We start from the raw sequence: 21,900 nt of genomic DNA, 5'->3' as shown, positions 1-21,900 counted from the left end.
CCACCATGTTTACCTACGACGTTACGAGTATCCGGGTCCGTTATTACGATACCGATCAGATGGGCATTGTTTATTATGGCAACTACGCCCGTTTTTACGAAATTGGCCGTGTCGAAACCATGCGGCAACTGGGCCTAAACTACAAAGACATCGAAGAGCGGGGTATTCAAATGCCTGTTTACGATTTGAATTCGCGCTTTATCCGCCCCGCCCGATATGATGATCTGCTAACCATTCGGGTAACAATTCCGCAATTGCCCAAAACGCGATTCATGTTCGATTATGAGGTTTTTAACCAGCACGGACATTTGCTCAATACCGGCCAAACAACGCTTGTTTTCATACGGGCCGATACCGGACGCCCCTGCTCTGCCCCACCCGAACTGGTTGAGGCTATCAAACCTTTTTTTGTTGAATAGGTTAGACAAATGGGTTACACCTATTCAACGCTATGTTCGACAAATTAATGAGTTTCAACGCGCTGCGGGGCGTGCGTGTATGGCTGCGCGATCACCGGCCTTTCGACTCAAAAACAACCTGGTATGAATTTCTGCGGAAAATGACCGCAAAAATCATTGAGAACGACACGAGCGAGCGGGCTGCTTCGGTATCGTATAGCCTGATTCTCGCTGTTTTTCCGACCATTATTTTTCTCTTTACGCTGATCCCGTATATCCCCATCGAGAATCTGGACAACCAGATTATGGCCTTCTTTGAGCGGGTGCTGCCGGGCGATACGTTCAGCACGGTCAACACTACCATTCGCGACATCATTAGCCGACCACGCGGGGGAGTGCTGTCGCTGGGTTTTTTGCTGGCTTTGTATTCGGCCACGAGCGGGTTGGTTGCCCTAATGAATGCCTTCAACTCATCGCATCGCTCAGAAGACAGCCGGGGATTCTTCAAGATTCGTGCTGTTGCTATTGGCTTAACCTTTACGTTAGCCTTTGCGCTTGTTCTGGCAATTGTAGTGCTGATTGTGGGCGGTGTCGTGAGCGACTATTTGCTACGGTTTGGTATTCTCAATAACGTTATTGTTGTTAAGCTATTGACCCTGGCCCGATACGCCCTTGTCTTTGGCGTATTTGTGGGAGCTGTCTCTATTATTTATCGGTTTGGCCCTGACGTAAATATGAAGTGGGCGTTTGTAACACCCGGCTCCATTGCTGCGTCATTATTAATTGTTTTAACTACACTGGCCTTTTCGTATTACGTGGCCAATTTTGGTTCATATAACAAAGTGTATGGATCAATTGGTACGCTCATTGCACTGATGATCTGGATTAACCTGATCTCGCTTCTGCTTATTCTGGGGTTTGAGATGAATGTAGCGTTGTATAATCTGGAAGGCGAAAAAGACCCTGATGTAGCGGCTAAAACAACAAACGCCACCTCCAATACATGAGGTGACGTTTGTGAACCCTAACCCATAAATGTAAAAGCACAGTTGGTGAACTTCCCGAAAGTTGTTCATCGAACCGTTCAGAGAAACATTTATGGAAAAATCATGCCAAAATGTTCATTTAATAAAAAAACTACGCCAAGTTTTCCGTTTAATCAAAAGAAGAACGAATAGGTGACAACACTGCTGTAGTATTGTACCAATAATTCCAGTTAGCTCAATTCGTCATTGTTGTGTTGTGCTCAACTCAGTATTCGTATGATTTCCGTTACCGGTCAATCCAACCTGAACACGCTTCCCATGAGTCCGTATCTCAACCGGATTAAACCGTGGGTGACCGTTATCTGTACCAGTTTCAACCATGAAGCATACGTAGCCGATGCGCTCCAGTCTGTTATTGATCAGGACTACCCGAATGTGGAACTGATTGTGATCGACAACGGAAGCACCGACGCTACAGCCAGTCGAATCGCCGATTTTGTGGCGAAGCATCCCGCAATTCAGTTCATTCAGAACCCAACCAATGTTGGCCTGAATCGCGCTTTCAATCAGGGCCTGGCTCTGGCCTGTGGTCGTTATCTTATTGATTTAGCTGCCGACGACGTATTGCTACCCGGTCGAATTTCGCGACAGGCTGATTTGTTTGAACGGCTGGCGGGGCCATATGCCGTCGTTTTCTCGAACGCCGTTTACATTGATCGTGAAGGCAAAAAAATAGCGGTTCATTATCCGGTAGACGAGCAAGGGCGTGCAATTGAAAAAATACCATCGGGCGATGTCTTTCGCCAACTGCTGGAATCGTCGTTTATCTCTACGCCTACGATGATGATGCGCCGGGACGTATTGCAGGAATTAGGTGGTTATGACGAATCTCTGGCCTATGAAGATTTTGACTTCTGGGTTCGTTCGTCGCGGCTATATCAGTATGCGTATCTCGATGAAGTGCTAATGCAGAAACGTCGATTGCCCGATTCGTTGTCGGCGCAGGTGGTGCTGCCCGATAACCGGCTACTGGCATCGTCGCTGGCCGTTTGCCGAAAAGCCCTTGACCGCTGCCGTACCCCCGACGAGAGTCATGCCTTAGCCGAACGCATTCGGCGGTTTGTGCGCAAGGCATTTTACGCCGAGCAATTTAAATTAGCTCTTCAGTTTGGCGGGCTATTACATCAAATCGAGCAACCCGGTCTGCTCACCGAGTTAGTGCTGGGCATGAGTCGTTTACACGTACCCGTGAATGGGCTTTACCGAAAATACATCCGATGGCACTATTCTAAGCAGATGCTGCCTCACCGCAACCGGATGCACAGCCCCTTTGCCGCCTTAGGCTGACAACCTTACATCAATATAGCTCAAAACTGTTGGAACCCAACCAGCGTTTACGCTGTATTGATTCCTGAGAACGTATGCCCGCTGAATTTTTAAAGATTTACCCAAAAAATCCCGACCAACGCCGAATTGACCACGTAGTCAATGCGTTACGCGGTGGTGCCGTAATTATTTACCCTACCGATACAATTTATGGCATGGGCTGTGATATTCACAACGCCCGCGCTGTGGAGCGGGTAGCCCGTATCAAAGGGGTGAAGCCGCAAAAAAATGACTTCTCGTTTATCTGTTACGACCTGAGCCACATTGCCGACTATGCCCGCGTGAGTAATCAGGCGTTCAAGCTTATGAAAAAGGTATTGCCAGGACCCTATACGTTTCTGCTCGAAGCCAGCGGCAGTGTGCCTAAAGTACTGAATACCAGCAAGAAAACGGTAGGTATTCGCGTTCCTGATCACGATATTCCCCGGCAGATTGTACGTGAACTGGGCAACCCGATTATCACGACCTCCATCCGCGACGAAGACGAAATCATTGAATACTCGACCGACCCGGAACTAATCTTCGAGAAATTTCAGCATCAGGTCGATATTGTGATCGACGGTGGCTATGGCGGCAACGTACCTTCTACCATCATTGACGCTACCGACGACGATTTTTCGATTGTGCGGCTGGGACTTGGCGAGGTTTTGTTTTGAAAAGTTGCCATAAGATTCTATACTTGCACCGTAGGGTTATGTGCCTTCGAATTGGCACTAACCCTTTTTTTATAAAGTAACCGACTAACTTACTGCCCTGTATGCGTTTTTCCATAGCCGCTCTTACTCTGCTGGCTTTCAGCCATTTAACTGGCTGCTCATCTTCCTCAAAAGAAACTACCGAACGCGGTAAGCTGGCTCCTGAAGCGTCGGCAGCCTCCTCAACGTCAGCCACTTCATCCGATTCGTCAGAAACACCACCAGCCCTGTCATCGACACGAGCCGTCAGCACGGGCGACTCCACCCTCGATTCGCTCACCTACGCCCCTACAGAGGCCATTCTGCCCAAACACCGCATTTTCGCGTACTACGGCAATCCGCACTCCAAAAAAATGGGTATCCTCGGCGAGTACCCGAAAGAGGAAATGCTGCGCCGGTTAGACAATGAGATTGAGAACTGGCAAAAAGCCGACCCCAAAACGCCTATTCAGCCCGCGCTCCATCTGGTAGCCATTTCGGCGCAGGGCGCACCTGGTAAAGACGGCGGTTACAGAATGCGCATGTCTGATAAAACCATCAAGAAAGTTTTGAAGTGGGGCAACGAACACAAAGCCATTGTGTTTCTGGATATCCAGCGAGGTCATGCACCACTGGCGGGCGAAATGAAGTTTTTAGAGAAATACCTGAAACTGCCGTTCGTTCATTTAGGCATTGACCCGGAATTCTCGATGGTGACAGGGGCGAAACCCGGCACCAAAATTGGCTCCTACGATGCCGCCGACGTGAATCAGGCGGTGCAGTTTCTGAGCCGCGTCGTGAGAGAAAACAACCTGCCGCCCAAAGTGCTGGTGGTTCACCGCTTCACGCAGGGCATGATTAAGAATTACAAAAACATCAAACTCGACCCCAATGTGCAGATTGTGATGGATATGGACGGTTGGGGGCCGCCAGTGCTTAAAAAAGATTCGTACAAGGATTACATCGTAAAAGAACCTGTCCAGTACACAGGCTTCAAGTTGTTCTACAAAAACGACTTCCGCAAGCCCGGTTCGCGCATCATGACGCCCGAAGAGGTACTGGCTCTCAACCCCATACCGATGTACATTCAGTATCAGTAGTTTAGGTAGTTGCACTAATTTGACGTGTGGCTGGCGCATGTAGAGACGCAAAGGGTTGCGTCTCTACGAATGACCATCCGGTGTAGAGACGCAACCCTTTGCGTCTCTACATGCGCCAGCCGTGGGCCACACCTGACTCAATGTCGTATTACCTGAAGAGCCGTTCCAATTAGCAGAACGGCTCTTCATATATGCAGCGTTTGGGATATGCCAGAATTAAATCACAGAAACCAGCAAAATACAGAGTGCCAGCAGCAATTGAATAAGAACTTTGACGGTGAATGGCTGACCGAAGTGGTACGGGTATAGAATGGCACCAACCATTACGCCCGTCGCAAAAAACAAAAATCGGTTCGCCCACATCGAGCCATTCAGCCCTTCGACGCCATACTTCGATGCCTGAATCCAAAGCCACGTACAACCCACGGCCAATACATACGGCACCGGCGACCGTATCCAGTTCGGCGATTTGAACTGCCAGTACATAATATACCAATGCCCAAACGAACCAATGAGAAACAGCCCAACGGCAATTAGTATTTTGCTGACATTCATAAGCTTATTCCTGCGGCAAAGCCTGCCTGATTTACTCTAAAGTATTTTGTCGGCATCGTGATAGTAAGCGGCTATCTGAAGCAGGTTCAGTTCTTCGGTGTCGGTAATGCCTTCTGCCTGGGCAATTTGGTGGACCTGTTCGGCCACGTCTATCGTATTTCCTACGGTATGGTAAGTCTGTTCGGGATCTAAACCGATGGTTAATCGATGCAGGATGTGTTGCCAGGCAGAAGCTGTGTTCATACGGGCTGATAAAGGGCGGATAATTGAAAGGCGGACTCTACATAGTACATCGCCATATCGGCTTTATTTTTGGCCGATATTTTTCCCCGGTACAGACACTCGAACTGCGATTTAATGCGCAGATACGTTGCTTCTGAGACGTTTATGTGTCCCGGTTCGCTCGATGACTCCAGCCGGGCTGCGGTGTTCACTGTATCGCCCCAAATGTCGTAAGCAAATTTGGTTGCCCCAACAACCCCCGCCACCACCGGCCCGCTATGAACACCAATTTGTATCTGAAATGCCTGTTTGCCCTGCCCCTGGAGTTGTTCTCCGCGCCGACGGATGAAGTCACGCATTTCGAGCGCAGCACTCACAATATCGGTAGCGTGGGTAGGGTGCGAACTGGGCAACCCACCCACACACAAGTAAGCATCACCAATGGTTTTGATTTTTTCGATGCTATCGTAGCGGCTGATGATCCGGTCGAAATTACGGAAACAGTAATCGATTTCCTCTACCAGTTCAGTTGGGCTAAGGTGTTCGCTGATTTGCGTAGAGTCTTTGAAATCAGTAAACATAATCGTTACCTCGTCGTGCAGCCGGGTCTGGGTAATGCCTTTTTCTTTTAATTCGTTGACGAGTTCTTCGGGCAGAATATTGAGCAGCAGTTCATCGGAATGCTGCTTTTCGCGCTCAATTTCTTTACGCAGCTTTTTCTGATAAATGGCTGACCGATAAGCCGTATACGAGAAAAATAGCGTGTAGACCGAAATGGAAAACCCGGTTGCCAGATCGACGTAGAAACCGTGCTGATAGTTGAACTGAATGGGCATGAACAGCCCGGCAAAACCGATGCCCAGTCCAATGGCAAGTAGTCCGTATAAAAACTGCCGCATACCCCGCACGCCGATGTTACCGGCGCAGGTCATGATAGCGAGCGCAACCGACGCCTGTATTGAAAACGAAAGCATAACCATCACGATACCCGCCCAGAACGTATCGAACCAAAGCCAGATTAATTCGACATTGTAGTTTGAGCCACTGAACCGATAGAGCACATACAACAAGTGCGGGCGAATCAGAAAGTACAGGATGATACCGATAAGCGCGTCTGAAAAGCCGAAGTCATAGCCGTAGCCCAACATAATCAGGTTCGCCATTAGCACCCCGCTGACTCTGAGTGGATAATTACTGGCTCCAATGCCGATTGGCTTCCGGCGAAAATTACGAAGAAGTGTAGCGAATAGTTCCGGCATAACGTTGGGGTGGTTGATAGATTATCCGCGAAAACTGGCTACCTGTACGTCGCTCAGTTGAAGGCATTAACCAAATGTATATGCCCTTCCCTGGCTCCGCTTGTTCTAATGTAACACAGCCTGTTCTGTCTATAAGAAGTCTATAGAAGGTATAGCGATTCCTGAAAATCTTCCCGTTGTGCGCCTAATTTATCGTCGGAGAGCATACGCACGATCTCAATCAAATCAGCCTCGGTGGCGAGTCGGTACGTTAGGTTCATTGTCGGTTTCTTGATATCCGCAAAGTAACAAACCCCACAACAACAACAAACAGGCCCGATCAATGACCGGGCCTGTTTTATACTATGATTGTCTGACGTAGAGTTATCTACTCTCAGCCATTGCCTTGAACTCATCGACCGTTACGTCCTGGGAGACAATGGTCAGTTGCGTTTTGGCGTATTCGATTACTTTGTCGTCATACACCCGGTTAAACGTGCTCGTGTAGTTCTGACCGTTGTTTTTCTCGTCCATCAGGTAGTTGCGGGCAATGCGGTCGATGGTTTGATTCATCTCCTCATTTTCACCACCCATGAAGCCGAACTGTTCGCGCACCATTTGGCGGGTCACGTTCAGCACTTCCTCAAACTCAACCTTGATGTCGGCCTTGTCGGCAATTTTGTTCTTGATAAGCTGCAACTTCACCGACTTGGTGAAATCGTCGTACTGCTCGTCAATCTGCTCGGGCGTAAACTTACCTTCGTTGACTTCGAGCAACCAGTTTTTCAGGAACTCGTCGGGCAGCAGAATAGGTGTGTTGTCGAGTAGGTTTTTTTCAATGTCGAGCCGCAGCAGACTGTCCGACTCGCGGGCGTAGTTCCCCTGAATAATCTCGGCTACCTTCACGCGCAGTTGCTCTTCGTTGTCGACAGCACCGGCTCCCAGCACCTTATCGAAAAACTCCTGATTCAGTTCGGCAGGTTCGTGGCGGGTAATGTCGTCAATCGTAAATGTAAACTCGCCGGTCAGGTTGGCGGCTTCATCTTTTTTCACACCGGTAGCGTTGGCGCGGGCTTTCTCATCGGGAAACGCCTGCTCCAGCAAGAACGTGATGGTATCGTCTTTTTTCTTACCGACGAATTGACCTTTGGCGTCATCGGCCATTTGCGCCATCGGGAAGGCGGTTTTAGCCGCAAAAGCCTCTGCTCCTTCGGGTGTATTTACCTGCTTCAGTTCGCCGTAAATGGTGTCGGAATCGCCCACTTCGTCGGCATGTGTATGGCTATGAAACCGCTGCTGCAAATCGGCAATAGTGCTGCTTACTTCAGCTTCGCCAGCCTGAATGTCGTAGCGGGTAACACTCGGCAGATCGGAGAAATCTATGTCGAACTCCGACGCCAGCCCCAGCGTGTAGCTAAACGCAAACTCCGTTTGGTTATCCCAGTCGATGGCATCGGCCTGATCGCGATTCGGCACCGGGTCGCCCACAACCTGTAGTTTGTTCTCACGGATGTATTGGCTCACCGTGCGGCTCAACATGGCGTTGATCTCATCGACCAGAATGCTCTTACCGTACATCTTCTGCACGAGCGACGTCGGTACGTGGCCGGGCCGAAAGCCCTTCAGTTGAACCTTGCGGCCATACTCTTTCAATTTTTTATCGACTTCGGGCTTGTAATCAGCCGGGGTCAGCGTGATGTTCAGCGAAGCATTGGTGTCGCTGGCTTTTTCGAGCGTAATTTCCACAACAGAATCGGTTTAAAATGATTGAATGATTGAATGGTTGATTGATTGAATGGGCGTGACAGGCTCATAATTCAATCGTTCAATCACTCAATCATTCAAAACTTGTACGGGCGGAGGGACTCGAACCCCCATGCCTTGCGGCACCAGATCCTAAGTCTGGCACGTCTACCAATTTCGCCACGCCCGCAGTCTGGCAGTTTTAAAGTTATAGCGTTATAAAGTTGCTTCGCTGTATCGGAAGGCATGCCAACTCTACAGCTTTACTACTCTAAAACTCTACAACTTTTCCTTACAACTTTTCTTTTTCGGCCTGCAAAGGTACGAATAAGTTTGAACAGGCAAGTAGTGTCACGGCGAAATTTTCTCTGACATAGATAAAATCTGCTACAGTCGGGAAACCGTAGAGGAAGCATCTACATGTAAAGAAGCAACGATACCGCCCCAGTATTGCACTTGACTGGCTCCGGACACTGTTCCGCTAAGTGTTTTCTTAACGTTCACTTCAGCTCGGCTCGCTCCTGATACATTCAGCGAACACACGTTGGTCAGTAACTCTCCGCTTAGTAGCTGACTGGCTCCACTCAGGCCAGCTACTGTCAACGTCTGTGCCTGACCAGTAAGGCGGACCGTTGATGCCCCTTCAATTGTTGCTGTAATCGATTGCATAGTCAGGGGCATACTTAGTTGGCTGGCACCCGTCAAAGTTGTCGCAAAGTCTGTTGCTCCAAACGTATCGGAACTGCTGATAACCGATGCGCCCGACGCCCGAACCGATACGAGCGAAGGCATAACGACGTTCGCAATAATGGAGCCATCGAGCAACTGTACATCATCTTTTATAGTCAGCACCAGTACGCCCTGCCTTACTTCGGTGATGATATAGGGCAGAAAGTTGACGCCTGTTTCGAGCGTTAAACTGGGCATTGTTCCTTTGGTTATCCGCACCTGAATGGCACGCGACACATCAATAGCCATAAAATTAGAAACGGCTCGTTTGTCGGTTGTGTTAGTGCCGCCTGAAATTTTCATTACCTTTTTAGTCGAGATAGATGAAGGTTGGCAAGCCGCACCTAATGTAACCAGACAGAGAATCAGGCACCTTTGCAGCCAGGAATAGACTGATATTTTCATGAGTTCTATGCGATTTAGAATAGCAAAAAGAATAGTATTACGGAGTGTCATTCATTGAGCCTATGTGCGCTTCTACGATTTTAGTACCCTTCACACGCAATACTGTCGGATACGTTTTCACAAAACGATTCAATGCCTTGATGTCACAGGCATAAGTCGAAAAAGTAACGCCATAATCTGCCTTAAACGCTTCTATTTCGCTTTTTGACACGTAAGAGGGATATACCCCAATGAGTGTCTTTACATTGCCGTTTTCTTCGTATCGCTTTACATCAGGAACTGCTTCCTGGCAATGAGAACAGGATGGCAGGAAAAAAAACACTGCATAACTGTCTACTTTAGGGACGGGTATTAGTCGATTAAGCTGAATACTCGTTATGTCTTTCCCCGTAAACAAATCTTTTTTCTGGTCGTGTGCGGCTTTTACTTCAAACGTTCCAATCGTTAAAGCAACTAAACTAAACAGACCAGCCGTGCCAATTCGGAGCATTGACCAACGGGGGTTACTGACCGCTGCCGGGTAACTTGTCCATATCCATAAACACGCTCCCAACATAATTATATTTTTTAGAAACGCCATCATAGGTGACAGTGTTAGCAGCGAACCGAAACAGTAACTATCCTGAATGTCAAAAACTGTATAGCCGATTGTTTGTATGAGCGTTGCCATGATGAGATACAAGAACGCCAGAAAACTTATCTTTGGTGGCTTGCTGACGAAAATCATAGCAAAGCCCAAAAACTGCTCAAAACTTGAAACAACTGGGGCAACGTAAAAAAATTGTTTATATCCGTATTGACTCAACACCTTTCCAAAGGCGGCAATATCCATACCTTTGGAGACGCCGGAAAACAAGAATACGAGTCCCAGAGCTATCGTAGTCAGATTAAATACACGTATTTTATTCATCGGAATAATTTAGTAAACCTGGTTCCACGTTTGCGAATAAAGCCTCCATTTTAGGCAACCATCCCAATTGGGGTTGTACCGTTTTGAGTTCGGCGTATCGCTCAAGCGACTCCTCTTTTGTGGCTACACCTAACACGTACTGCATCAACAACTTGTCCTTTATGTTGAATTTGTTTGGCGGACAGGCTCTAATGCCCTCGCTCCATGATTTCGGGCAGGCACCACCACACACCGGCAACATTGTACAGGTGTGGCACGGATGTTTATCCGTGAGAACTGTATCATTCCAATCGTTTAAATGACTCCGCGTCAACGTGTCAGTTGCCTGTGTGGACAAGTTACCGAGCTTATAGTCAGTACCTTCGTAGGTCGGCACATATGACACTTCGCTGCAATCCCAGATGTTACCCTCTGCATCGTACAGTTCCGATATTTTCGACACGGCGAAACAAACCCGCCTGACTCGGTCTGGGATAAAGGTAGATTTTGGGAAATCAGACTGCATCATCTCCAGCATCCAGTCTAACTCCCGCTGTGCAAAATCTTCTTTGGTCAACGATTTTTTATGAGCATCATTACCCCAGGAATACACCCCAATTGGATAGAAAGAAGCTACTTTACGCTGGAGATTATGCTGAGCCAGCAATTTGATAAGAGGACTCACCCCCTCGCAGTTTTTTTCGTCAACGTTGCAACGGATGGTGATCTGGCATTTGTAATCAGCGAAATTGGGTTTGTTGAGAATATTCGTCAGGTTTTGTAGGATCAGGTCAAATGATTTTCCTCCCTCTTTCGTATATCGGTGCTGGTCGTGAAACGGGGCCGTACCGTCAAGTGTCACTTCGATGTGGTTCACTGCCAGATCGTTAACGAGTTCTTCGAAAACGTTTTCCTTAAGGCTCAGTCCGTTAGTGACGACTTTAGCACCGTAGCCCATGCCATACGACGCGGCCAGTTTTTTGAGCATAGGCGTTAATTCGCGCATTTGCCGTAGTCCCATGAGTGGCTCGGCTCCAAACCAGCCAATATAGAAATACGTAAAGTTGCCCATCCTAGCTTTCATGGTAATGCGTTGCAGAATTTTATCGTAATGGTCATGATTTAAGTAGTTCTTGGTATGATTCTGCCCACAGTAGTAACAACCTAACTGACACATGGCTGAAGGTTGTATCACTTCATAAAGCGCACCATTCCATTCGTCGGCAATTGCTTGTTTATTTTCAGAAACCACAATTTGCAGTTCATCTTCTTCGGCAGGCACAAGCACCTTCACATCGGTCAGCCTCTGAATCAGACCAGCCGGAATACGGTCGAACGCCCCTTCTATTAGCGTATCATAGCAATGTTTAGATACTTTGATGGTTCGGCAACTACGGGTGGAAAACAAAATGCGGGATTTCTTCTGGTTAATCTCTTCAGAAGCAACAAGGTAGTGCGACAATTTGTAATTCATAAATTTTGCGTTAACAGTTAACAAAACAACCTACCTTCAACAAAAACAAATTGCTGAGCAGGGATGGATGGGAATTAATATCTCGTTCGCATGTAATGCAGCTTCCTGTGTTGCAAACGTTTCCAAAAACGGATAACGAGAGGAGTCAGCAGCCTGATGAGCATATAATAGAACAATAGCGGTAGCAACAACTGGGTAATCGACTGCCATATTGATGTGATAGTAATGGTATCCCAGTTTTGAATAATGCGCTCAATCAACCTGACCAAATGGTGGGGGGCGTACATTATAGCACCAGAATTATAGAGTAATGAACTGGCAATGAAAAAAATAATCACAAACCAGCTTACCGAAGCGTAGGTAACCATCAGATAGTCACGTGTGGTCTTCAAGGGAGATTTTGTACTACTAAAAAGCCAGGTTAGGGTTTGTTGAAACAGCGCGTTTGATTTTGTCCTCAGATTAGGCTCATTCGTCAAGTCGCACAAGGCCCAGTAACCGTCGAATCGTAGAAATGGGTTTAAATTGGCTGTTGTGCCGATTAATCTGAGAAGAATAAGTTGTAGAACAAGTTGATTATCAATGCAGAAGTACACGACAGATATAAGCGAGTAGAACAGCAGTTCCATAAAAATTCCGGCCAGATCAATGACGAGTCGTTTGTATTTAGAAACCCGCCATGCATCGCTCACATCGGCGAAAAACACTGGTGCTAACAGGTACATACCCAGCCCAATATGACCGTGGCGAACGTTGAAATGACGACAGGCGGCTGCGTGTCCTATTTCATGCAACAATGTGCTAAGAATAAAAATACCGTAAAAATACAAAGCCATAGACGGGCCAAACTTCCAGTGGGCAAACTTCGCTATGTCAATACTCTGACTCAGTATAAGAGTGAGCAAATAAACTAACAACAACATAAAGAGAGCGTAAAAGAACTTAGGCCGAAAAAGCGGTGCCAGCCAATCACAGAGTTTATCGATCTGATGTGCTTTCAGTAGAATTATCTTAGCCCAGATGTATGCATCGGCTTTTTTAGAGGCTACAGTCTGTTCAGAGAGTACAATGCCGCACTGCGACAACCGCCCTTTGTACAGCATATCAAAAACAAGCTGACTGCTGACAGCACTTTTCAACTGAACTGACATCTGAGTGGCAATGGTTTGAATTGGCCGTTCACCGTCCACTAACTCCAACACCTGCATGATGGCTTTACTAACCCGTAACTGATGGCCTAACAGCCCGTGTTTAACTAAATACGTGTTCGAGTCGAAGGGGTAAAATTCCACATCAGCAGAAAGTTGCGGAATAAGTAAACCCGGTTCGAAAGCATTAAATGATTGCATTGTCACAGACGGGTAAGAATATTGGTGATGGTATAGGCTCCAAATACGCCGAATCCTCCACGTATGTTGCTCACAATGGCAACAGGTTCGGGAATCTGACTGGCAGTTTGCTCCCGACGCTGCCGGGTTAAACTGCTATTGTACTGGTAATAAGACTCGTCGGTAAGGCAGACCGATACCACCACAAACGACTGGTTCGTAAACAACCGTTCGGTACCGCTAACAGGGAACCTTATTCCAGAGCCGACTAAATCGCCAGTCTTGTTTTCGTCCGATAGATACAGTGTCGGCTGACTGGTAGTAATCACTCTGGGAGTAGCCAGCGGGTCAGTTAGCTCAATGGACGAATAAAGCGTACAACTGTAGTAAGTTGGTGCATTGTCAGGGTCTTTCCAGTTGATACCGACCGTGAGTGGCCCACCGGGCACGTCGGGCCTTTTGCTAACATCGACGTTTACACTGACGCGGTCGATTCGTCGGGCGGGTACTGTGCATGTACCTTCGGCTACGCCCAACTGCGGATGCGATACGCTGAGTTGATAGCTTTTTCCGTACTCAACTGGAAACGTCCGGGCTAAAGCCCCAAATCGCACCCAGCCATTTGCCGAATCTACTTGGCTCATCGCCTGATTAATCAACGTAACCGAAGTACCACCCACTGCCGTAAGCCTTACCGTAACGTCTTTGGGATTGACAAGACGATTTGCTAACCCCATTCCCGTCAATGGTGCCGACTTGCCAACGGCTACGATAATCACGCTATCTTGGGGGCTGATGTATGATTGAACCACTAACCGTTCGGTAAAAGGCACCAGCGGTTCTACTACCTGTATGCACCCTACTACGCTGATGTTTAGCAAAAAACCAATAAATAACGCCTTCATAGTCAGAACGTAAACGAATAAGAGACAGACGGTATGAACGGCACCAGCACGACCCGGTTTAGCTGACCGGCATTCGTGTTGCTGCCACCGGTTGTATCAACGTAGAAAAAAGCTGGATTTTGCCGGTTATACACATTCACGGCACTAATCTCCCAGGTTCGGGAACGGTTACGCGATTTTTGCTTTATGAACTGTACGCCCAAATCGAGCCGATGATAGGCTGGCAGCAACACCGAACCGCGCGCAGGGTAAGTCAGCGCAGTTGATGCGTCTCGATTCAGCGAAAAAAGCGGCACATGCGCGGTTGCCACATAGCGGCTCTCCGGGACGGTTATGGGCTGACCACTGCCAAAAACCCAATTCGCCGAAACCTGAACCACACGGTTTAGTTTATAGACACCCACCACCGAGAGGTCATGACGGCGGTCTTGCCTGGGACGGAACGCTACCCCACCATTGATGTCAGGAAACTGATACATCGTCCAGGAGAGCGTGTAGCCGACCCAGCCCGTGAGCCTGCCGTGGTTTTTACGAGCCAGTAATTCCGTGCCATAACTATAGCCCGTTCCCTGCGTTATTTTGTCCTGCCAGTCGTTTTCGTCGTAGGCAATCCGCAGACCATTATCTGTTTTATTGAGGCTTAAAAAACTTTCCCCTTCCCTGATCGACAACAGGTTACGCATAGTTTTGTAGTAGCCTTCTGCACTAAACACCCAGCTACTGACACCCCTCCGGGTAGAGAAACCAACCGTCAGCAGATCGGCCTGCTGCGGAGCGATCCGGTCGGTTGCTGGCACCCACATATCCGTCGGGAAACCCACGCCTGAATTCGACAGCAGGTTTATATACTGGTTCATGCGGGCGTAGGTAGCATACAAATCCGTTTGCGTCGTTAGCGTGTAAGCGGTATTTAAACGAGGTTCGGCCTTCACATAACTCCGCGCTCCTGTCTGAAAACCCGACAGCCGCAGGCCATACACCGCTTTGAACCAATTACCTATTCGGTACGTATCTTCTGCATAAGCCGCTCCCTCTATAGATACGGCAGGCTGATTTTGAACGACGTTTTGCGTTAGGGTGCCAGCCCGCGAGTCGCTTGCCTGTATGGAATTAGGCGTGATGGAATGGCGCGTGAGTAGAACGCCAAATCGGAGAGCATGACTGGCATTCACAAAATAATCGATATCCGTTTTCAGACTAATGTCGCGCACCTTAGACGCATACTGAAGATTGGTCGTAAATGAGCGGTTTTCGGATGAAAGGGCCTGGCTGTTTTGGCTCTGACTCAGATTGAACGTGTAAGCTGAAAAAATCGCCGACGTGTTCATAAACACTTTACCCGAAAACACGTGATTCCACCGGGTGGTTACGGTCTGACTTTGCCAACCCATTCTAAACTGAAAGTCGTTAAAAAATCGGTTGGGGGGCATACTCGTTGTTTTTTCACGGACCCCTACGTTATCCTGACCGATATAGGCACTGATAAATAGTTTATTAGCACGCCCTAAATCGTAATTAGCTTTAGCATTTACATCGTGAAAGAAGTAGTTCACCCGAAAATTATCGTCAAAAAAGGGGGCTGTCAGCGCGTCGAAATAAGTTCGCCGACCCGACAGCATATATGACCCTTTCCCGGCTGCAAGGGGACCTTCGACAGTTGCCTTTGCCGACAATAAGCCAACGGATGCTTTGCCATGAAAACTGTCGCGTCGGCCCTCGTTCATTTGAATTGCCATAACCGACGAAAGCCGCCCCCCATACTGCGCCGAAAAGCCGCCTTTTATCAGTTCAGCATTTTTGATAGCGTCGGCATTAAAAACCGAGAAGATACCAAACGCATGATAGGCATTGTATACAACTGCTTCATCAAGAATAATCAGATTCTGATCGCCGTTGCCCCCGCGCACATACAAGGCTCCGCTTCCATCGATCCCCTTTTGCACACCGGGCATAAGTTGAAATCCCTTTACAATATCCTTCTCGCCGAGCATAAACGGGATGTCAGCTAATTGTTTGGGCGAAATAGTCAGCGAATTGTTCGCCTGTCGGGACAACGCGCTAACAACAACCTCGTTAAGTTGATGGCTTGTATCGTCGAGTTGTACATCAGCTATAGCATTCTGCCGACAAGCCAGCCGAACGGATGCCGTTGCATAGCCTACATACGATGTTTGCAGATGTATGGAATCGGCGGATGGAACCGTAATCGAATAAAATCCATAACTGTTGGCTTGTGTAATCCGATCACCTTCTATTGCCTGCACGGTTGCATGTGGCAAAAGTTCGTTTTCGCGGTTTCGCACAAAACCGCTAACCGTACAGGCGCGTTGCGTGGTCTGAGCGAACACCCAATCAGTGCTACCGTACATCCATAACACTGTAAACAGTAAGATTCGGGTCATAACAGCAGGCTTATCATAACTAAAATCGGCTATACATCGGTTTGCATGTAGAACACTCTGTCTGCGGCAAGTGGTAGGGGCAGAAACCGTCTGCCCCCTATACTGTTGTTAAACCGCTACGTCAATGCTACACACTATATCACGGGGAGGAGAGCAACCCGCATCACCGCCGGTGCCTGTGCAACCAGGGCAGGTAGTATTGCAGCAACATCCATTGCCACAACAGGGATTGGAACTGCTCCAGGCCATCTCAAGACGTGATTCTAACTCTTCCACTTCAAACAGTTCTGATACGTTTTGAATCTCAGAGTTTTCTAAAAATTTAGACATAGTCACATGATACTGAAAAAATGATGCCTACTCTTTTTAGGTTTTTTGGCTTACACCTCATTGCGTTCCGGAGGCAATATTTTGGCGAGACCTCCAAACAACTCCAGTGCATTCAAGACTGTAGCTGTTGTGAATACTCGGTTATGGTCATCTACAATACAGTTCACGCCGAACGAGCTATTCCGCCAGCTAAAAACAGTACTTGGATCGTCAATATCGGTGGCTGGTATTTGCAGAACGCGATTAGTCTGCCAGCTACCGTCTGATGTCTGAACTGCTAATAACCAGTCAATTCCTTGCTTTATTTGCTTTTGATACCGTTTGGCATCAAATAAGATAAGGGCTTTTATACACAAGGCCGTAAAGAGAGGGCTATGAGTTTTCACGTACTCATTAAGCCAATATCCCCCTGGATGTTGGCAACTCAGCAGCCAATCGACCGACGATTGTGTTTTGTGTCGATGCTGTCTGCTTCTCGACAAAGCCATGACCGTATAAGCGGTAGCATAAGTCGGCCCTGTCCACCAATATGAATCAACAGAACCATTTTCGTTTATTTTCCCAGTTAAATACTGACACGTCAGCTCGAAATGGTCGTGCGAATCCTGACGACAGGAAAGCACATAAGCAGCAGCAGCCGAAACACAGTTTTTAGCTGACAGCCACCCCGCTACGCCCTCTTCTTCCAACATGAGCCGACGACGAAGATTTTGCTCATCGCGGTAGGTTACCCAGCCGCCATCATTATTCATAAACCGAAACCAGTCTGCATACTGACAGGAGCTAACGGGCCATCCCATAGCATTTTGAAAGCCAATCGAAAATGTAGTTGTATCCCCGTCCTGTATTACCGAATGGTTATACGAAATTGGTCTTTCAGAAAGCTTCGGATTCATCAGCCAATCTATACTCTTGTTTAGCAAAGACTTATGTCTTCCCGATTCCGCTAATTGTAGCCCTACGTATGCAGTAATCCAGCTTTCACCAAAGCCAGCACTCGTCAAAAAATCTGTCCATACGCCTTCTTCATCAGCATTTGCTGACAAGTAATTACTGGCCCTGTCTAAAGATTCACCCAATGAATAGTTTTGAGAAAATACTACGCTCTTACCAATTTTTATTTCTGCCTTTTTTATCAAAAAGGTTATCTCTTGCTTGTGAAGTTTATATTTTTCTATTTTCCGCTCGATGAATATAGCTAAATCATCAAGTTTAAGACGAAAAGCAATAGCCTTGCTCTCCTCCAAATGAATAAGAGATTGACCGATCAAATTATTCGTTATTCCAGACAAGTGTAGGTATTTTAGTAACTCACGAGAGTTGTTTGTGTGTAATTGTCTTTCATTGAGGTAGGTCCCGATCAGATACTGCGGGTAAGTATATTGTCCGTTTATTATATCCTCGTCAAAATCTTCAACATCATCCATATACTGGATAGCGATATGAAGATGATTTAAGCATTGCTTCAAATCACAGTGATAAGCAAAATCACCAGTGAGGTGACAGAAAGCCGCTACTGCCGCATGACTCATTACTGATTTTCCAGTAGCTATATTTTTAAATAAGTTCTCACTAAACAGCGGCCTGTCTACTGATAGTTGCTTTTCTACTGATGTTGTACGTTCGTACTCCTGCTTCAATTCCTGAAATTCTTGCCAGAAGGGCGTGTATTCAGGAAAATGCTTACTCATTAATAGCAGAGACTCACTTGCTAAAATTTCAACTACGTTGTATTGTTCATCCAATAGTTCTAAATTAAAATTGTTTGTGATTTTATCTTCCAAACCGTCGGCAATTAGTAGCGAACGGAAATACAGATACCCACTAAGCGACAATTCGTCTACAATCTGACCCGAAATAGCTGGGAACAAAGGAGATAGAAATCGGAATAATTTTATGTATAACTGATGAGTATTGTACGTATCTAAGCTTAATAAGTCATCTTTAATACTATGCTTACAAATAATACTGTTAACGATCTGCATATATTGGTCTTGCACAAAGAAAGTACTAATGGCATTTTTATTGACGTTCTGGTAACGAGGTTGGGATGATGGAATAGCACTTACCGGATTCATGAAAAAACCTGTTTTTTTAATTCATTTTTAACATCACAAATGTGACAGGTTAAACTTGATAGCCTGACTAAAAAACGTAACCTTTTTGTACTATCATCGTGGAAAGCGGCCTAAAAACGTGAATTTCTATCCACAACTACAATTTACAAAAGTATTAGCTATAATATAAATCACCCAAATCGCTATTTTTGGACAGAAACATGATAACTTATCAATACGTATGATTCTTTTTGGTGCTGTCCTTATCCAACATCGTGAGCGCACGAAACTCACGCAAAAAGAAGTGGCCGAGCGCATCGGCGTTTGCAAAACTACCTACCACAATTGGGAGAGCGACAAGCGGGTGTTCACCGTCGATTACCTGCCCAAACTCGCTGAGGTGTTTGGTATCGATGTAGTTGATTTATTTCCCGGTGGCCTACAGGTTCGGGTAATTCAGCCTGCTAATGAAGAAACGGGAGCAACTTTCGATGCCCGACAACTCTACGAAGATTTGGTGGGGTCGCTCAGGGAAACCATTGCTTTATTAAGAGACGAAAACAACAAGCTACGGATGCAAGCCAGACAGACACACGCTTCCTTCGATTGATGAATGTCCAGCCTGACTGTCTTTCCATAACATATTTTTCTGACCAGCTCTGTTCAACTTTTGTTTATATTGGTGTAACTTGTACTATTGAGTACAACCTGCACGACCGCCTGAACAGACACCACCTATGATCAACGTAACCGAACCTGCTGATTCGACCGTTACAGACACGCTAACTGTAGCCGAATCGGTGCGGCCCGACACAAATACGCCCATTATTGACCTTGAACAGGAACGCCAGGAAATTCTTAAACGATACCGGCGGCTGCTCCGCGAAGCCAAACCGCTGCTGAAAGACAATGATGCCAAACTGATTAAGAAGGCGTTCAATACGTCTGCCGAGGCACACAAAAATATGCGTCGGCGGTCGGGCGAACCATACATTTACCATCCGCTTGCCGTAGCCCAGATTGCGGTCGAAGAAATCGGGCTTGGGCCAACGAGCATCGTGGCTGCCCTGCTGCACGACGTGGTCGAAGATACCGATACAACCATTGCCGACATTGACCGGGCGTTTGGACCGAAAGTAGCCCGAATTATAGACGGACTGACCAAAATTTCGGGCATTTTCGAGTATGGCACTTCGCAACAGGCCGAGAATTTTCGGAAGATGCTGCTCACGTTGTCCGACGATGTGCGGGTTATTCTGATTAAACTGGCCGACCGGCTGCACAACATGCGGACGCTGGAGTCGATGCCGCGTGACAAGCAGTTGAAAATTGCCGCCGAAACAATCTATATCTACGCCCCTCTTGCCCACCGGCTTGGCCTGTATGCCATTAAATCGGAACTGGAAGACCTGTATCTGAAACACGTTGAGCCGGAAGCTTACAAAGACATTGCCAAAAAGCTGCGTGAAACCAAAGTAGCCCGCGACCGCTTCATTGCCCGGTTCATTGAACCTATTGAAACCGATTTGGCCGATACAAACATAAATTACGTAGTTAAAGGACGTCCGAAGTCGATTTATTCGATCTGGAACAAGTTGAGCAAATCGAAAAAGCCGTTCGAGGAAATTTACGACCTGTTTGCCGTGCGTATTGTTCTCGACGTGCCGCCCGAAGAAGAAAAAGCAGCCTGCTGGCGAGCTTATTCTATTGTGACAGACCACTATAAACCCAACCCCGACCGGCTGAAAGACTGGATCAGTACGCCCCGCGCCAACGGCTATGAGTCGCTGCACACCACCGTTATGAGCAAATCGGGGCAGTGGGTAGAGGTTCAGATTCGGACGGAGCGAATGAACGAAATTGCCGAAAAAGGTTACGCGGCTCACTGGAAATACAAAGGCAATGAAACCCGAACGGGCGCAGGCATTGAAGCCTGGATCAGTCAGGTACGCGATCTGATTGAATCGGCCAGTAGTGGCGATAAGAAAGCGGCTATTGAGTTTGTCGATGATTTTCGTAGCAACCTATATAGTGAAGAGGTTTTCGTGTTTACGCCAAAAGGCGATTTGAAAGTGTTGCAACGCGGAGCCACAGCCCTCGATTTTGCGTTCGACATTCATACGCAGATTGGCGCACGCTGTATGGCCGCCAAGGTCAACAATACGCTCGTGCCGCTGAGTCACGTCCTGCAAAATGGCGATCAGGTGGAGGTAATTACATCGAACCGGCAGAAACCGAGCGAAGACTGGCTGCGGTTTGTGGTGACGTCGAAGGCGAAAACCAAAATCAAAGACCTCATTAAAGAGGATAACAAGCGGTACGTGACCGATGGCCGCGAACTGGTGGCGAAGCGGCTGCGGATTCTGCGGATGGAGATGAGCAACGAAATCATTAACCAACTGCGGGCGTATTTCGGCTCGAAAACCACCGACGATTTTTTCTATCGCATTGGCAAAGGTCATATCGACGTGGCCGAGCTGAAGAAGTTCAAAGCGGACAAGGAGGCCAAAGAAAACCGCGTCAATAAACTCAATAGCGATGCGTATCAGGACGGGAAAGCACTCGTCAAAGAACTGAAAAAAATTCATGGCGAACGTGTTGATGCCGACGTACTGCTAATTGGCGAAGACATGGACCGTATCGACTACACGCTCTCGAAGTGCTGTAACCCCATCTCAGGCGACGACGTGTTCGGTTTCGTGACCATCAACGATGGCATAAAAATTCACCGCGTCACCTGCCCCAACGCCGTAGAGCTAATGTCGAACCACGGCAACCGGATTATCAAGGCTAAATGGACGAGCCAGAAAGAACTGGCCTTTCTGGCCGGTTTACGCATCACCGGCACCGACCGCGTGGGTTTAGTTAACGACGTAACGCGGGTGATTAGTAATGAATTACACATCAATATGCGCTCCGTTACCATCGACTCGAAAGATGGTGTTTTTGAAGGAAACATTCGCCTGTACGTACAGGATACAAGCCACCTCGAAACGCTCATGGGCAAACTCGAACGGGTGCCCGGCGTCTATGAAGTGATACGGTTTGACTTTTGAATAGTGATGAGTGATGAACGATG

Annotated in this window: 18 protein-coding genes and 1 tRNA gene; 7 read left to right on the top strand and 12 right to left on the bottom strand. The window is 47.4% G+C overall.

All coding sequences use genetic code 11. The features are described 5' to 3' along the window. Positions 1 to 5 precede the first annotated feature (5 nt). From AWR27_RS06265 to AWR27_RS06245, 5 genes are all read left to right on the top strand, one after another. Complete coding sequence (locus AWR27_RS06265; RefSeq protein ID WP_077130401.1) at positions 6 to 419, top strand: acyl-CoA thioesterase; 414 nt, start codon at positions 6 to 8, stop codon at positions 417 to 419. 32 nt (positions 420 to 451) lie between these two features. Then, a complete protein-coding gene (locus AWR27_RS06260) occupies positions 452 to 1,405 on the top strand; it encodes a YihY/virulence factor BrkB family protein (protein ID WP_077130400.1) in 954 nt (317 codons plus the stop codon). A 255-nt stretch (positions 1,406 to 1,660) separates the two neighbouring features. After that, the gene (locus tag AWR27_RS06255) at positions 1,661 to 2,731 is read left to right on the top strand and encodes a glycosyltransferase (protein ID WP_077130399.1); all 1,071 of its coding nucleotides are present in this window, start codon (positions 1,661 to 1,663) and stop codon (positions 2,729 to 2,731) included. A 74-nt stretch (positions 2,732 to 2,805) separates the two neighbouring features. After that, the gene (locus tag AWR27_RS06250; RefSeq protein ID WP_077130398.1) at positions 2,806 to 3,426 is read left to right on the top strand and encodes an L-threonylcarbamoyladenylate synthase; all 621 of its coding nucleotides are present in this window, start codon (positions 2,806 to 2,808) and stop codon (positions 3,424 to 3,426) included. Between the two features lie 101 nt (positions 3,427 to 3,527). Beyond that, positions 3,528 to 4,544, top strand: coding sequence for a hypothetical protein (locus AWR27_RS06245; protein ID WP_198045100.1), 1,017 nt, complete (start codon positions 3,528 to 3,530; stop codon positions 4,542 to 4,544). A 216-nt stretch (positions 4,545 to 4,760) separates the two neighbouring features. On the opposite strand, the gene AWR27_RS06240 is transcribed toward AWR27_RS06245, so the two are convergent. The 12 genes from AWR27_RS06240 to AWR27_RS06180 form a co-directional block, all read right to left on the bottom strand. Continuing rightward, positions 4,761 to 5,099, bottom strand: coding sequence for a hypothetical protein (locus AWR27_RS06240; RefSeq protein WP_077130397.1), 339 nt, complete (start codon positions 5,097 to 5,099; stop codon positions 4,761 to 4,763). Between the two features lie 36 nt (positions 5,100 to 5,135). After that, a complete protein-coding gene (locus tag AWR27_RS06235) occupies positions 5,136 to 5,342 on the bottom strand; it encodes a hypothetical protein (protein ID WP_077130396.1) in 207 nt (68 codons plus the stop codon). Next, positions 5,339 to 6,580, bottom strand: coding sequence for an adenylate/guanylate cyclase domain-containing protein (locus AWR27_RS25045; RefSeq protein WP_083732766.1), 1,242 nt, complete (start codon positions 6,578 to 6,580; stop codon positions 5,339 to 5,341). The genes AWR27_RS06235 and AWR27_RS25045 overlap by 4 nt, the downstream gene beginning before the upstream one ends. A gap of 363 nt (positions 6,581 to 6,943) precedes the next feature. Next, positions 6,944 to 8,305 (bottom strand): trigger factor, encoded by a 1,362-nt coding sequence (gene tig, locus AWR27_RS06220; protein WP_077130395.1) that lies wholly within the window; start codon positions 8,303 to 8,305, stop codon positions 6,944 to 6,946. A gap of 105 nt (positions 8,306 to 8,410) precedes the next feature. After that, positions 8,411 to 8,492: transfer RNA gene (locus AWR27_RS06215), tRNA-Leu, on the bottom strand. Positions 8,493 to 8,689: 197 nt separating this feature from the next. Further along, complete coding sequence (locus AWR27_RS06210) at positions 8,690 to 9,334, bottom strand: head GIN domain-containing protein (protein ID WP_077130394.1); 645 nt, start codon at positions 9,332 to 9,334, stop codon at positions 8,690 to 8,692. Between the two features lie 139 nt (positions 9,335 to 9,473). Beyond that, positions 9,474 to 10,346: a TlpA family protein disulfide reductase gene (locus tag AWR27_RS06205; protein ID WP_077130393.1), complete on the bottom strand. Its 873-nt coding sequence runs from the start codon at positions 10,344 to 10,346 to the stop codon at positions 9,474 to 9,476. Then, a complete protein-coding gene (locus AWR27_RS06200) occupies positions 10,339 to 11,799 on the bottom strand; it encodes a radical SAM/SPASM domain-containing protein (protein ID WP_077130392.1) in 1,461 nt (486 codons plus the stop codon). The genes AWR27_RS06205 and AWR27_RS06200 overlap by 8 nt, the downstream gene beginning before the upstream one ends. 74 nt (positions 11,800 to 11,873) lie before the next feature. Then, on the bottom strand, positions 11,874 to 13,148 hold the full coding sequence (locus AWR27_RS06195; RefSeq protein ID WP_077130391.1) for a zinc metalloprotease: 1,275 nt from the start codon (positions 13,146 to 13,148) through the stop codon (positions 11,874 to 11,876). A gap of 2 nt (positions 13,149 to 13,150) precedes the next feature. Then, positions 13,151 to 14,032: a DUF4249 domain-containing protein gene (locus AWR27_RS06190; RefSeq protein ID WP_077130390.1), complete on the bottom strand. Its 882-nt coding sequence runs from the start codon at positions 14,030 to 14,032 to the stop codon at positions 13,151 to 13,153. A gap of 2 nt (positions 14,033 to 14,034) precedes the next feature. After that, positions 14,035 to 16,434 (bottom strand): TonB-dependent receptor, encoded by a 2,400-nt coding sequence (locus AWR27_RS06185; RefSeq protein WP_077130389.1) that lies wholly within the window; start codon positions 16,432 to 16,434, stop codon positions 14,035 to 14,037. A 380-nt stretch (positions 16,435 to 16,814) separates the two neighbouring features. Next, positions 16,815 to 18,842: a prenyltransferase/squalene oxidase repeat-containing protein gene (locus AWR27_RS06180; protein ID WP_077130388.1), complete on the bottom strand. Its 2,028-nt coding sequence runs from the start codon at positions 18,840 to 18,842 to the stop codon at positions 16,815 to 16,817. Positions 18,843 to 19,062: 220 nt separating this feature from the next. Here AWR27_RS06180 and AWR27_RS06175 point away from each other — a divergent pair, with 220 nt between their 5' ends. Both AWR27_RS06175 and AWR27_RS06170 read left to right on the top strand, forming a co-directional pair. Continuing rightward, complete coding sequence (locus AWR27_RS06175; protein WP_077130387.1) at positions 19,063 to 19,431, top strand: helix-turn-helix transcriptional regulator; 369 nt, start codon at positions 19,063 to 19,065, stop codon at positions 19,429 to 19,431. Positions 19,432 to 19,558: 127 nt separating this feature from the next. Continuing rightward, positions 19,559 to 21,877, top strand: a complete 2,319-nt coding sequence (locus AWR27_RS06170) for a RelA/SpoT family protein (RefSeq protein WP_232325992.1) — start codon at positions 19,559 to 19,561, stop codon at positions 21,875 to 21,877. The last annotated feature ends 23 nt before the right edge of the window (positions 21,878 to 21,900 follow it).

The organism is Spirosoma montaniterrae, assembly GCF_001988955.1.
GTDB classification, from domain to species: domain Bacteria; phylum Bacteroidota; class Bacteroidia; order Cytophagales; family Spirosomataceae; genus Spirosoma; species Spirosoma montaniterrae.
Note: the sequence above shows the minus strand (reverse complement) of the source record. Positions and strands in the feature narration are given on the sequence as shown.